Here is a 13,469-nt window from a genome sequence, read left to right as displayed (position 1 = left end):
CAAAGCGATCGGCGGCATGAACGTATTGCTCATACTGACCGAAGAAACTTTCAATAATATCAGTAGGACCGAGTTCAGATTTTACCCCATCCTCACAATGGGAGGTAAAAAATGGTAATAAAGTCCCGGTATGCTTAATCTGATAGAATGGTAATGTCAGAAATAAACTATTGTAAAGTTCAAATCTGTTTACCACTTCATTGGTAAAAATTGATTCTTTTTCGCTTAGCTTCATTTAAATTCTATTCTATGGCCTAACATACAGCCAATACACAAAAGTGCAATATTTATAACAATTATTCAATATTAATTGATAAAATATACTTAAATAGAGTATTTATTGAATAATTAATAAAAATAATCGTATATTATAGAGAATTTTATTTTCAGAAGAAAATAATGAGGAAGAAAAAAGCAATCAACATTATTGAAAAAGAAAATTGAACTTCAATAAAACCCATGCGTTTTATTGAAGTTCTCTAATTTTCAAACTTCTAAAAGACACTTCATCACCATGATCCTGAATCAATATTTTACCATTAGTAGCTAGGCCGAAACCTTTAAGCTCTTTAAATTTACTTTGAGTTAGCATTTCCATAAATTCCTTTGAAGAACGATCAAATTCAAGAACCTTATAACCATTTAACCAATGCTCCACTTTATTATTGGGATAAACTCTGATCATGGCCTGATTCCACTCACCTATTTTTTTAATTGCAGCAGGAATTTTTTGAACAGGAATAATATCGTACAGGGATGCCAAAGTACGATTTCCTTTGATTCCCATTTTAGCATCTGGATGTTTTTCATCATCCAAAATCTGATATTCTAAGCCAAGCAAAGAACCATTATAATCATTTACCAAGTATTTTATTCCGCTATTAGCCCCCTCAGTCAATTTAAAATCAAACTTCAATTCGAATGAAGTATATTTGTTTTTTGTGGTGATATCACCACCCAAAGCAGGCTGCCCGACTTGATCCTTTTCAACACTTAAAATGCCATCCTGAATATTCCAGCCCTTTTCTGGAAATATATTCTTATTGACTTGAGTCCAGCCTTTATTCGTCTTCCCATCCCATAATAAACGATAGCCTAAACTTTTTTCATCTTTAGAGAGGTTATTAGGCAATGTATTTACCACAAAAATTGAGCTTGGTGGAGATGGCTTTAAGTTTTTTGTCTGTATTCTGATGTTCTTCCATCTAATTTGTCGCCCTTCAGGCTCAGAATTAGGAATAGAATGAACTTGCAAAGCAATAAATCCTTTTTGTGTTTGAGCGTCAATTAAATGTGCTACAGGAATACCATTCAACCAAGTTCTAATGCTATTTCCAATACATTCTATTCGATATTTATTCCATTCGTTATTCTTAAAAGCTGTTTTTGCTTGAGGATGTAATTCTAAATTATAAAGCCATCCCCTACGCGCTTCATCGTAAATACCGCCACTCCAGGCACGTGATGATGGATCAACTTCCACCTGATAACCATGAACTCGCCCATTTTGATAATCCTTTTTGCTCAAACTTCTAATTTGAATGCCTGAATTCATAAGAGGATGAACGAGCAAGTCGACTTCCAAAATAAAATCATCATATTCTTTTTCAGTAGAGAGGAAAGTATTAGGGGTGTTAGATACTGTTGTTCCAATTATTTCACCATTTTGAATAGAATAAGTAGCCTTTCCTCCTAAAATTTTCCAATTACTTAAATCATTTCCATTAAACAAATACTCCCATTCCAACTTTTCAGATTGAGCAAATGCATTACAAGAAATTAAAATCAGAATGTAGATAAGAAATTTAGACTTCATAATTATTATTTTTATTAAATGTACAAATTCAATGTAATGAAATTTCTAAAAATATCTTAGATTCAATAAAAAAGAAATGAAAAAATTAATTTTAATAGTCTTAATTCTCGCAGGAAGCTCTTGTGCTACAATCAAGCAAAATTCTAGTAATTTAGGACAAAAACAGCTTAAAATAATGAGCTACAATATCCACATTGGAAATCCGCCAAGTAAACCCAAATTAATTGATCTAAATTCAATTGTAAAAGCAATAAAAGCTGAAAACCCCGATTTAATAGCACTTCAAGAAGTAGATGTAAATACAGGACGCTCAGGTAAAATAAACCAAGCTGAAATTATTGCTCGCGAGCTCGGAATGAATTTTTTCTTTGCCAAAGCCATAGATCATGATGGTGGCGATTATGGAGTGTGTATTTTATCTAAATATCCAATCAGCGAAAGCAAGATTCATCGATTAACAACAATCAAAGGAACTGGAGGGGAGCCTAGGGTATTAGCAACTGCAAAAATTCATTTAGAAAATGGGGATTTTATAAGATTTGGATCTACCCATTTAGATGCGCAAAAAGAACCTAAAAACAGGGCTATGCAAATTAAGGAGATTAATCAAATAGCAGAAGAAGAGGGACTACCATTTATCATTGCAGGCGATTTAAATGCGGAGGAAGAATCATCCGAGATAAAACAGTTTGATCAAAAATTTACCAGAACTTGCCAAGGCTGTGATCCAACATTTCCTGTGGTAAGCCCAAAAAAAACAATTGATTTTATCGCGTTTAAAAAGAAAAATGCATTTAAAACTGTTAAACACTACGTAGTGCAGGAGCATTATGCTTCTGATCATTTACCCGTGGTAGCGATATTAAAATGGTAAAAGATTAACAACAAAATACATGACAAGTTTTGTTAGCCTATTTAATTGCTAGTTGAGTATAAAGTTTATCAATATCTTTCGTGTCAATTTTCATTTCCACTACATATTTCTTAGCTACACGAGCATATTTGATTGCCTCAGGGATATTTTTAAGCTTCTGATATAATTTAGCTTGAATAAAATTAGCTTCATAATTATTATTCAATTGCAAAGAATGATTCATCCAAGTTGAAGCCACTTTTAAATCAGCAGTTGAACTTATATGACGCACATAATTTTTAACGATATCATTAATTTTAGCTGGTTCATTCCAAATCATTTTAGAAAGCATTTTCTTTGCTACTGCGTTATATTTGACCCAGTCTTTTAAATTTTCATAGAGTTGAATGTCATATTTAAAGGCTATTGAATCAACATTAACCTTCATTTCATTTCGAATAAATTCCTTGTTTTTTGAATAATTAGCGCTATCCAGTTTTGCCACATCATTTTTCAATGTTAAATTAACCACTGTATGCAGTTTAGTTTGAAGTCTAGCTTCAGTTATAACTTGAGCGAATTCCTTTCTATATTTCAGAAGAGTTGGCAAATCTTTTGATTTAATATCAGTTACTGCATAGGCTAATATTCTCCAGTTTAAAAGAGATACCATTTGTTCTTCCTTTACTGAACTCATATATTTTGAGGCAATTTCAGCGGTTTTATTTTTGTCGATACCGCGACGTAATCCATTTAAATAATTTAAACACTTATTTCCATTTAAAGTATCACTCTCAAATTGAGATTTGAGAAAAGGCAGTTGCAATCTAGGAACCAAAGATTTTTTCGATTCAACTAAAAAATCTTCTTTGTTTATTTCCCCTACTAAATTATAAAGGACCCTTTCATTACCATCAATAAATAGAAATGCAGGAAATGATAATACTCCGAATTTGTCCATAATCACTTTCGCCTCAGGTTTATCTGCGTTAATTTGTACGCATACATAGTTTGAGTTTAAGGTTTCAATTACTGCAGGATCATTTAAAACCTTTGTTTTCATGAAAGTACAATGAGGACACCAATCCGCATAAACCATTACCATCAATTGTTTTTGAACTTCTTTAGACTTTTCTAGTGCTTTTGTATAATCATCATCAATAAAATCAACTTTTGATTGCGCAAAAGAAATACTTGAAAAAAATACTAATGCTACTATTAGATTTATCTTAATAAAAGCTTTCATCTTTAATTTAATATTAATGGCCATAGGTTAAAAATAGTTTTGCTCAAAGTGTAACAGGAATTTGATTTTTAATATCCAGCTAAAAAACTCCCAAATATTTGGCAAATTTATTAAATCTTAAGCAAAATATTAAGAAAGAAGCTAATTATTGAATAGAAGCTCGAACCTGCTTTATCATTTTGGGTTCAATTGGTGTGGCATGACTTGAACCTATAGAACGGATATATGTCAAAACATCTAGCAAATCTTCATCTTTCATAAACCCAAAAGCAGGCATAGCCGCATCATAGCTTACTCCATTTATTAGAGCCGGACCTTTAGAACCCATTAAAACCTTCTTTATTAATTCTTTAGGATTTAATACCACCGTTTGCGAATTCTGAAGAGAAGGAAATATCCCATTTAAACCCATTCCATTTTCTTTGTGACAAGAAGCACAATATTGAAGATAAAGAGTCTCACCCTTTGAACCAGGAGGCAAAGAAGAAAGTAGATTTTGAGGATCGGATTTGCTCAAACCAGAAATTTTAATAATTCTATCATCTTCAAGTTTTGGGAAGCCTGCCACGGGATTCCAATCGCGATTGCTAGTAGCTAAATAAATGTCTCCTTCTGGAGAAACACATAAATCACGTATTCTACCGAATTTATTTTCGAAATAAACTTGTTCTTCAATTATGCTTTTACCCTCACTATCAAGTTTTAGAGCTCTTAAACTTTTACCCTTTAGAGAAACCAGAAGCAATGAATTACTTAGTTCAGGAATTTTATTTGATGAATAATAGTCGAGACCCGCCGGACCAATTGTTGGAGTCCAAGCCAATAATGGATCTACCGTATTATTCAATTTTTTAAATATAGTTTCGGCATCACTTTCGGCAAAACCCTGCACAGTTGGCCATCCATAATTTCTATTTTTAAGGATTAAGTTTACTTCATCATCATTTGTATCGCCATGCTCGGAAGTGTAAAGTTGACCACTTGAAGAAAAGGCCATTCCCTGAATATTGCGAAAACCCCACGCCCAAACCGGATTACCCTTCATCGGATTATCTTTAGGTACTGTGCCATCTACATACATTCTTAAGATTTTTCCATTCGGTGTTAGTGGATTTTGCGAATCTACCATGCTTAAAGCATCGCCTGTAGCCCAGTAAACAAGACCTTTATAAACAGTAATTCTGGAGCCATTATGCCCTAAAGCTGCAGGTATTTCCATTAAAATTTTAGGCATAATGAGGGTGTCGTTTTTCCAGGTATATCGGACCAATCTTGTTTGTTTCTTATTATCCTTTTCAATGGTATAATTCAAAAAAATGTATGGAAATTTCTTCATATCAGAATGAAGTGCCATACCAAGTAAACCTGAAGTTCTTAATTGCCAAACATCTGTCAATTTAAGTAGGACATCCTTTTTTCCGTTAATTGGGTCTACCCTACTAATTAAACCTTCTTGTTCGGCAATCCATATTTTATTGTCTGGTCCCCAAGCTATTTCCCAAGGCACAGTTAAATTTTTGGCAACAATAGTCGTTTGCGTTGTATCTGAAAAATGATTATTAAAAGGACTTTTTGTTAATTTTGAAGGCAAAAACCCAAGAGAAAAAAAGGCAAAAGTAATAAGGAATATGGGAAATAGATATTTCATTAAGAAGGTATTTTAGCGATTAAAATTATTGTATCATTAATAAGTTAATTAAAAATAGACATTTTAAGCTATTTTGAAACATTTGACAATGTTATTAATTTAAATTATATTATGATGATGCGTAAATCAATAAAAATTCAGAACCAGAATTAAATAAAAAACATTAATTTTAGGATACAATTTCATATTGATTAAATTTTGTTTAAAAAATATTGTAATCCTTAATGGATAGAAGAAGTTTTCTGAGTTCTAAAATTAGAACCTCTACATTTCGAACAAATACAAGCTTATTTCCGTACTCTCCGCCTTTAGGAAACTCGGAGATTAGCCATTTATTGAAACGAATTTTATTTGGTGTTAAGCAATCAGACCTTGCCAAATTAAAAGGTAAGACTTTAGATGAAATTCTTGAGTTACTTTTAACCGAAGAACCTATTCCGCAAGCACCAGTAAATAATTATAACGACACAACATATACTGACCCGAATGTTCAATTAGGACAAAGCTGGGTGAATGCTTCGCTTGATGGGAATAATACTTTCCGTAGAAATACTTCGCTTAAATCATGGTGGACTGGTCTGATGCTAAATCAAAGTACTTCTATTCATGAAAAAATGATCTTGTTTTGGCATAATCATTTTGCCACTGAAATAGTTGACATTAATGACCCAAGGTACTCATATAAGCATCACATGCTACTTAGAAAATTAGCACTTGGCAATTTCAAAACTCTGATAAAAGAAATTACAATAGATCCTGGAATGCTAAGGTACTTAAATGGATATTTGAATAATAAAACCTCACCTGATGAAAATTATGCGAGAGAATTGCAAGAATTATTCACTTTAGGAAAAGGACCTAAGTCAAATTATACCGAAAATGATGTCAAACAAGCAGCTAGGGTACTTACAGGATATACTGTTAACTCCACAACTATTAGTTCATCATTTGACCCAAACAAGCATGATAGTGGAGATAAACAATTTTCAGCGTTTTATAATAATGCAATAATCAAGGGAAAAACGGGTGCGAGTGGAGCATCTGAACTTGACGAATTGATAAATATTATCTTTCAACAAAGCGAAACGTCACTTTATATTTGCAGAAAACTTTATCGATTTTTCATCTATTATGAAATAGATGATGCAACAGAAGCCAATGTAATTGCACCATTAGCTACTATTTTTAGAAATAGCAATTATGAGATAAAGCCTGTATTAAAAGCACTATTTAGCAGTGAACATTTTTTTGATCCAGTAAATAAAGCTTGTTTAATAAAAAGCCCAATTGATCTATGCGTAGGTTTATGTCGCGAGTTTAACATAAGTTTTCCAATATCTACAGATATAATAAATCATTATTATATGCATGATTATATCCGAACTCAAGCTTCAAATATGCAGCAAAATGTTGGGGATCCTCCAAGCGTTGCCGGATGGCCTGCCTATCATCAAGAACCTCAATATCATGAAATCTGGATTAATGCAGACACGCTACCTCGGCGTAACCAGTTTTGTGATACAATGATTTCAAATGGATACACAAGAAATGGTAAAAAAATAAATATTGACATCATTTCTTTTGTAGATAGCTTACCAAATCCTTCTGACCCTAATATTTTAATTAATGACAGTTTATCGCTAATCTACGCTATAGAAGTATCTCAAGATGTTAAAGTTTTTTTAAAAAGTATTTTGCTTTCTGGTCAAACAACTGATTCATACTGGACTGGAGCTTGGAATACTTACAAGTCAAATACAACTATTGCTGCAAATAGAACGATAGTTTTAACCAGATTACAGGCCATGTTTAAATATCTCATGAACCTTCCTGAATACCAGCTATCATGAAAAGAAGGGATTTTTTAAAAAACACAGCACCTGCTGGAATTTTATTTCCTGCTCTTATCAATGGCTTTACTTTTAAAGCTTTCGCAGAATCTCCGCTAGTTTCGGCCCTTACCCAGGCTCCAACAGAGACCGATCATGTACTTGTTATAGTTCAACTTAACGGCGGGAATGATGGTTTAAATATGGTTATCCCATTTGACCAATACGATAATTTGAGTAATGCTCGTTCCAACATAATTATTCCTAAAAATAAGATACTTAAGTTGAATGGTACAAGCTTTACAGGTTTACATCCTTCAATGAAAGGGCTACAAACTCTATTTAATGAAGAAAAACTTAATATCGTTCAATCGGTAGGCTATCCACAACCCAATTTTTCACATTTCAGAGCTACTGATATTTGGCTAAGTGCATCTGATTCGAACCAAACAATTAATTCAGGATGGGCTGGCCGCTATCTTCATGAAGAATTCAGTGATTTCCCAACGGGGTATCCAAATACTGTAATGCCCGACCCACTTGCTATTCAAATTGGATCATTTGTATCACCAGCAATGCAGGGCCCGGCAGTAAATATGGGTATGGCTATTTCTGACCCAGTAAATTTTTATAACCTAATCAACGGCATACAAGGTACCGCACCAAATACTAGAGGTGGAAAAGAGTTAACTTATATCCGCCAAATTGCTCAACAAACTCAGCAATATGGCTCCGTAATTAAAGCAGCGGCAGCAAGGGTAACAAAACAATTTTCAGGTTATCCCACAGGAAACACACTAGCAGATCAATTAAAAATAGTAGCGCGATTAATTGCCGGTGGCTTGAAAACAAGAATTTACATGGTTAGTATAGGTGGTTTCGATACGCATGCTCAACAAGTTAATGCGAATGCAACTGAAACTGGTGTCCATGCAAACCTGATGCAAAAAGTTTCTGAAGGAATTAAAGCTTTTATGGATGACCTTGAATATCTAAATTCAAGTAAAAGAGTAATTGGCATGACCTTCTCTGAATTTGGAAGGCGTATTAAATCTAATGCAAGCGGTGGAACAGATCATGGTGCAGCGGCACCCCTATTTGTTTTTGGGCATTATGCTCAAAACGACATCACTGGAACAAGTCCTATAATTAATTTAAGTACTGGAACTTCAGATAATATACCCATGCAGTATGACTTCAGATCGATATATGCATCTATCCTCCAACAATGGTTTTGTGTTCCTGAGCCAACTCTTGAAAATGTAATGCTTAAAAACTTCCAAAACCTGCCTCTAATTAAGAAATCAGCTCCATGTATGTCGAGCAAACCAGATTTAATTGTTGAAAGTTCAGGGAAAAACATTATCACTAATTATCCAAACCCTTTCCAAACATCTACAACTATCTCCTACGAAAGCAATGGAGGGCATACCTTAATTCAGGTATTTAATACAGAAGGGAAGCTAATTAAAACTTTAGTAGATAGTGAAATTAATGGGGGAAGGCATAAAATAACTTTTGAAAATGAGGGCTATCCACCTGGTATATATTATGCTCGACTTCAAAACAAAACCCTACAGCAGATTAGAACCATGCTTCTTGTTGATTAAAATTATTACATATGAAACATTAGTCGATGAAAGCTCCACATACTCTAAAATTTTTGTAACAACTTGTTGTGAAATAGTGCTTTAAATTATTTATCAAAGAGATAAAATCGACTCAGAGGCAAGCCTTCCACTTTTAAGTGCAGCATTTATAGATCCATTGAGCAAATGATCTCCGCAAATAAAAGTTGAATCATTTAAGCGGATAGTTGAAGGATTTATATCATTTGTAACATGCTTATTTTCAGGCAGTGCATATGGAATAACATATGTTTTGAGATGCTTCCAATCCACACAGTCGGGATACCAGAATTTGAGTTCTTCTTTAACCTTTAACTCCAATTCAGTATCATTAAAAGCACTACAATCCTCAATAATAGAAATAGAAATCAATGATTTACCCTCAGGAGCATAATGCTTAGAAACATTATTCATCACTGCGATATTATTGACAAATTTATTGGAATTTGCGTTCAAAGCAATCAGTTTTTGATGATATGGTGCCTGATCAGCTGAGAAATATAGGCATGTTACTGATTTTTTGCCTTTATTTGACACTATAAAGGGTTCTGGGAGATTATTGGCACTTGTTGCAATCAATATCGTGTTAGCTTGGTACACCTTGCCTGAAAGCGTTAAAACCTCGTTTCCGTCAATACTCAAGACGGATTCGTTTAAAATAAGTTCATCAGGAGCTAATGAGGATGCTAATTGCATCGGAATCATACTCATTCCTTTAGCAGGAATAGCTGTATCTGCCTCACTAAACATTTTAAATACAAATTCAAACATTCGGGAGGAGGTTTCCAGCTTATTTTCTAAAAAAATACCGCTTAAAAATGGAGTGAAAAAATTAGTAATTAATTGCTCTCCAAAACCTGCATTTTTTAAATAACTGATAGTTGACAGTTCAGGTTTATTAAAGATATCATCAATGCTAGTACCTGCCAACTTCAATCTTAGCTTAAGCAAGTTTAATTTATCAAAAAAACTTCCAACAGGCGATTTCAATGTTGGAATTAGGGAGGATATCTCACGTAAAGGATCCCCAATTTGATCAATTCCTGAATTATTCAAAATGATTGAACCGGGACTAAAAGTCTGTAAATCAAGGGCTTTATAATTAAGGAAATGTTTGGCTTCAGGATATGCTGTTAAAAGCACTTGGAAACCTCGATCTAGCAAAAAACCATCTAGTTGATCTGTTTTAAGCCTACCTCCTATTGCATCAGAAGCTTCAAGAATCTTAAAATTACGTGCAGCACTTTTAAGCACACGCGCAGCACTAAGTCCGGCTAAACCCGCCCCAATTATTAAAACATCTGTCCTAGAGTTTGTCACTATTTCAAATCTTGAATCCTGGTTATTGAGAAAACTTTGCGTAAGCTAACCTTGCTAAATGCGAAGTGGTAAAATAACTATCCAATCCGGCAACAGTTACAGTTCCTGCTTTTAAATGATCTACATAGCCATCACTTTCTAAAATACTATCATCCATGGAAACATGAACAATTTCCCCAATAAGCATTTTGGTATTGTTAATAGAAATATCGATTAAATCTCTCATCTCTAAACCTATTTTTATGCTTGATTCTGCTACAAATGGAGCTTTAAATCCATCCACATAAGATTCTTTGAAACCACAAGGCTCAAATTCGGAATATCCTGAAGGAAACCTTGCGCTTGTTTGATGAGCACGATCAAACCATTCGGGCAGAACATTATTTAAGGTATATTGACCTGTTTTTTTAATATTCTCTAATGAATCATGATCATCTCCATCAGGCCTGAAAATCATCCCTAACAAGGCTGGATTAGCCCCTAAATGAAAAATAGAATTAAATAAAGCCAAATTAGTTACTCCTACCTCACTCACAGTTGCAAGCATTTGAAGACATTTATAACCTGGCAGACTATTTATAAAAGTCGTACGAAAACGTTTCTCCATGGAGGAGATTTGATCTCGATTTATATGCATGATTAAAGAGTTTTTAAAGTACTCATTCCGCCATCTACCCCGAGCACTTGTCCGCTAATCCATGAACTTTCATCCGACAATAAGAATGAAATTGCAGAAGAAATATCCTCAGGCGTGCCAATTCTGCCCAATGGATGGCGCTTTGCGGATGCATCACGTTTATCAGGCGTACTTAAAAGACTTGCAGCTAATGGGGTATCTGTTAGTGATGGAGCAACTACATTCACTCTAATTTCCTGAGATGCAAATTCTGCTGCCAAAGAAATTGCCAAGCCCTCTACCCCACTTTTTGCTGAAGCTATACTTGCATGATAACTCATACCCGTACGAGCAGCTACGGAACTAATTAATACGATAGATGAAGGCTTTGCTCCTCTCAAAGAGCGATAAGCCTGTTGAATAACTTTTGCTGCACCAACTACATTTAAACGGTATTCTGTAATAAAATCATCTTCTGTTAATCTACTAAATGGCTTTAAAGTGATGCTTCCAACAGAATAGACTAAGCCATGTAATTGATCGGGTAAACTTTCAGCAATAGATGCACTTTCGGACAAAACGTCAAAAGGAATATGAATTATACCTGCTGGCCATTCCGAAGAAGTATTTCTGCTAGCAGAGTAAACTTGTGCGCCTTGAGCGCTTAGCGACTTCACTAAAGCGAGTCCCACGCCCGAACTACCCCCAACAACTAAGATGTTTTTACCTTGAAATTTCATTATCCAATATGTTTTAAAAATTCATTCCTTGTGTCAGGCAATAAAAATTTACCGCAATATTCAGCTGTTACTGTTGAACTATTCATATCGCGAACACCTCTTGAAGATACACAATGATGATGAGCATCAATTATAACTGCCACATCTTCAGTCCCTAATGCTTCCTTCATCTCATTCGCTATTTGAATGGTCAACCTTTCCTGAACCTGAGGTCTTTGAGAATAATATTGAACAATTCGATTCAGCTTTGAGAGTCCGATAACCTTTCCATTGCTGATATAGGCCACATGCGCTTTACCTGTAATTGGAACAAAATGATGCTCACAATTACTGTACACAGAAATATTACGTTCAACCAGCATTTGATTGTATTTGTACTGATTTTCAAATAAAGTTGGCAACGGTTTTAGATCAGGGTTTAAACCACTAAAGATCTCTTTAACATACATTTTAGCTACCCTTTTGGGAGTATCCTTCAGGCTATCATCGGTCAAATCAAGACCTAAAATGTCCATGATTTGAGTGAAATGCTTACTGATTAGTTGAATTTTGGTTTCATCATCCATTTTGAAGGCATCAGGCTTCAGCGGAGTATCAAATGAGGTAGAAATATGCTCATCAGAAATCAGATCCAAAAGTTGATCTTCGGCACCGATTAGACCTCGTAGCGTATTGTTTTTATCCATTGGTAGGTTTTCGTATTAAATGAGCTCAAAAATAAAGGTAATGTTTTGATTTCAACTCTTGCTTAGGTCGATATTGTGTCATATTGTAGGATTGTAAAAACAATTTGACAGAGCAAAGAATTTATTCAAAATCTAATAAGAAATAGCATTTATTAATGGCAATACAATAAACAATCATACCTTTGTAGTCTAGACTATATTGTCAAAAGCATTACCTTCTATTTCTAATGTCTAAATTAAATTCTCGCGATAAATTTCTTGACTTCTCTGATTATGGGAGGTCGCCAGGAAAATTATTCGCAAACTCAATAAGCCACAGCCGTATTACTCCTATTCATGTCACGCTACTTTTTGGTTTATCGGGACTAATCGCCATATATTGCATTATTCAGGGTTTGTATTGGTGGGCATCCTTTTTTATTATCTTAAAGTCAATTATTGATGCTGCAGATGGAGAGTTGGCAAGAATAAATCAAACACCATCCTATACTGGACGATATTTAGATAGCATTTTCGATATAATTTTGAATTTTTTTATTTTTACATCGATTGCCTTTGTTACAAAAACAAGCATTTACTATGCATACATAGCATTTTTTGCCGTTCAATTACAAGGCACACTATATAATTATTACTATGTTATTTTAAGAAACCTATCAGAAGGTGGCGATACAACCAGTAAAATATTTGAATATAAAGCACCGCGAGCATTACCCGGTGAAAAACAAAGTTCTGTAAATACCCTATTCGCCATTTATTACCTAGTTTATGGTTTTTTTGATAAGATAATTCATGTTTTAGATCCTGAAGCCTTTAAAGTTAAGAGTTTCCCGTCTTGGTTTATGACATTGCTATCCATTTACGGATTGGGATTTCAACTACTCATTATCGCAATCATGCTTCCCTTGAATTTAATTGAGTATATCGTTCCATTTTTTATACTCTTTAGTGTTTTTATCATTGTTTTAATTGGGATTAGAAGGATATTCCTACGTTAATTTCAATATTTTTCAGCTACTAATTCCTGAATTACTATATTTAATAATTCAATCTTAAGAATTTTTTTTTATGAAAAAAGCATCACTTT

At 34.0% G+C, this 13,469-nt stretch carries 12 protein-coding genes; 4 read left to right on the top strand and 8 right to left on the bottom strand.

Features of this window, described 5'->3' with window-relative positions; all coding sequences use genetic code 11:
• Positions 1–235, bottom strand: a 235-nt coding sequence (locus ACIQ0D_RS07585; RefSeq protein ID WP_395804307.1) for a hypothetical protein, incomplete at its 3' end; no start/stop codon positions are given.
• A 231-nt stretch (positions 236–466) separates the two neighbouring features.
• Positions 467–1,816: a DUF1080 domain-containing protein gene (locus ACIQ0D_RS07580; protein WP_395804305.1), complete on the bottom strand. Its 1,350-nt coding sequence runs from the start codon at positions 1,814–1,816 to the stop codon at positions 467–469.
• Positions 1,817–1,892: 76 nt separating this feature from the next.
• Here ACIQ0D_RS07580 and ACIQ0D_RS07575 point away from each other — a divergent pair, with 76 nt between their 5' ends.
• Complete coding sequence (locus ACIQ0D_RS07575) at positions 1,893–2,690, top strand: endonuclease/exonuclease/phosphatase family protein (protein ID WP_395804303.1); 798 nt, start codon at positions 1,893–1,895, stop codon at positions 2,688–2,690.
• Between the two features lie 37 nt (positions 2,691–2,727).
• Here ACIQ0D_RS07575 and ACIQ0D_RS07570 read toward each other — a convergent pair whose 3' ends face one another.
• Both ACIQ0D_RS07570 and ACIQ0D_RS07565 read right to left on the bottom strand, forming a co-directional pair.
• Positions 2,728–3,939: a thioredoxin family protein gene (locus ACIQ0D_RS07570; RefSeq protein ID WP_395804301.1), complete on the bottom strand. Its 1,212-nt coding sequence runs from the start codon at positions 3,937–3,939 to the stop codon at positions 2,728–2,730.
• Between the two features lie 121 nt (positions 3,940–4,060).
• Entirely contained in the window at positions 4,061–5,563 is a 1,503-nt protein-coding gene (locus ACIQ0D_RS07565) for a PQQ-dependent sugar dehydrogenase (protein WP_395804299.1), read from the bottom strand.
• A gap of 224 nt (positions 5,564–5,787) precedes the next feature.
• Here ACIQ0D_RS07565 and ACIQ0D_RS07560 point away from each other — a divergent pair, with 224 nt between their 5' ends.
• Positions 5,788–7,413, top strand: coding sequence for a DUF1800 family protein (locus tag ACIQ0D_RS07560; protein ID WP_395804297.1), 1,626 nt, complete (start codon positions 5,788–5,790; stop codon positions 7,411–7,413).
• Entirely contained in the window at positions 7,410–9,002 is a 1,593-nt protein-coding gene (locus ACIQ0D_RS07555; RefSeq protein WP_395804295.1) for a DUF1501 domain-containing protein, read from the top strand. The genes ACIQ0D_RS07560 and ACIQ0D_RS07555 overlap by 4 nt, the downstream gene beginning before the upstream one ends.
• 93 nt (positions 9,003–9,095) lie before the next feature.
• On the opposite strand, the gene ACIQ0D_RS07550 is transcribed toward ACIQ0D_RS07555, so the two are convergent.
• The 4 genes from ACIQ0D_RS07550 to folE are packed head-to-tail and all read right to left on the bottom strand — an operon-like array spanning position 9,096 to position 12,382.
• The gene (locus tag ACIQ0D_RS07550; protein ID WP_395804293.1) at positions 9,096–10,340 is read right to left on the bottom strand and encodes an FAD-dependent oxidoreductase; all 1,245 of its coding nucleotides are present in this window, start codon (positions 10,338–10,340) and stop codon (positions 9,096–9,098) included.
• A gap of 22 nt (positions 10,341–10,362) precedes the next feature.
• Positions 10,363–10,947, bottom strand: coding sequence for a flavin reductase family protein (locus tag ACIQ0D_RS07545; protein ID WP_395804291.1), 585 nt, complete (start codon positions 10,945–10,947; stop codon positions 10,363–10,365).
• 32 nt (positions 10,948–10,979) lie between these two features.
• Positions 10,980–11,696 carry an SDR family NAD(P)-dependent oxidoreductase gene (locus ACIQ0D_RS07540; RefSeq protein WP_395804289.1) on the bottom strand — a complete coding sequence of 239 codons (717 nt, stop codon included), beginning with the start codon at positions 11,694–11,696 and terminating at the stop codon, positions 10,980–10,982.
• Positions 11,696–12,382: a GTP cyclohydrolase I FolE gene (gene folE / locus ACIQ0D_RS07535; protein ID WP_395804287.1), complete on the bottom strand. Its 687-nt coding sequence runs from the start codon at positions 12,380–12,382 to the stop codon at positions 11,696–11,698. The genes ACIQ0D_RS07540 and folE overlap by 1 nt, the downstream gene beginning before the upstream one ends.
• 227 nt (positions 12,383–12,609) lie before the next feature.
• Between folE and ACIQ0D_RS07530 the strand changes: the two genes are divergently transcribed.
• Entirely contained in the window at positions 12,610–13,380 is a 771-nt protein-coding gene (locus ACIQ0D_RS07530; RefSeq protein ID WP_395804285.1) for a CDP-alcohol phosphatidyltransferase family protein, read from the top strand.
• The last annotated feature ends 89 nt before the right edge of the window (positions 13,381–13,469 follow it).

Source organism: Daejeonella sp., from assembly GCF_044342615.1.
Lineage (GTDB): Bacteria > Bacteroidota > Bacteroidia > Sphingobacteriales > Sphingobacteriaceae > Daejeonella.
This window is presented reverse-complemented; position numbering and strand designations above follow the sequence as displayed.

What these genes read in the sequence shown, in the direction of transcription:
- ACIQ0D_RS07540 (WP_395804289.1), bottom strand. Translation starts at nt 11,696, where the DNA reads ATGAAATTTCAAGGTAAAAACATCTTAGTTGTTGGGGGTAGTTCGGGC.
- ACIQ0D_RS07570 (WP_395804301.1), bottom strand. Translation starts at nt 3,939, where the DNA reads ATGGCCATTAATATTAAATTAAAGATGAAAGCTTTTATTAAGATAAAT.
- ACIQ0D_RS07575 (WP_395804303.1), top strand. Translation starts at nt 1,893, where the DNA reads ATGAAAAAATTAATTTTAATAGTCTTAATTCTCGCAGGAAGCTCTTGT.
- ACIQ0D_RS07555 (WP_395804295.1), top strand. Translation starts at nt 7,410, where the DNA reads ATGAAAAGAAGGGATTTTTTAAAAAACACAGCACCTGCTGGAATTTTA.
- ACIQ0D_RS07565 (WP_395804299.1), bottom strand. Translation starts at nt 5,563, where the DNA reads ATGAAATATCTATTTCCCATATTCCTTATTACTTTTGCCTTTTTTTCT.
- ACIQ0D_RS07545 (WP_395804291.1), bottom strand. Translation starts at nt 10,947, where the DNA reads ATGGAGAAACGTTTTCGTACGACTTTTATAAATAGTCTGCCAGGTTAT.
- ACIQ0D_RS07560 (WP_395804297.1), top strand. Translation starts at nt 5,788, where the DNA reads ATGGATAGAAGAAGTTTTCTGAGTTCTAAAATTAGAACCTCTACATTT.
- ACIQ0D_RS07580 (WP_395804305.1), bottom strand. Translation starts at nt 1,816, where the DNA reads ATGAAGTCTAAATTTCTTATCTACATTCTGATTTTAATTTCTTGTAAT.
- ACIQ0D_RS07530 (WP_395804285.1), top strand. Translation starts at nt 12,610, where the DNA reads ATGTCTAAATTAAATTCTCGCGATAAATTTCTTGACTTCTCTGATTAT.
- folE (WP_395804287.1), bottom strand. Translation starts at nt 12,382, where the DNA reads ATGGATAAAAACAATACGCTACGAGGTCTAATCGGTGCCGAAGATCAA.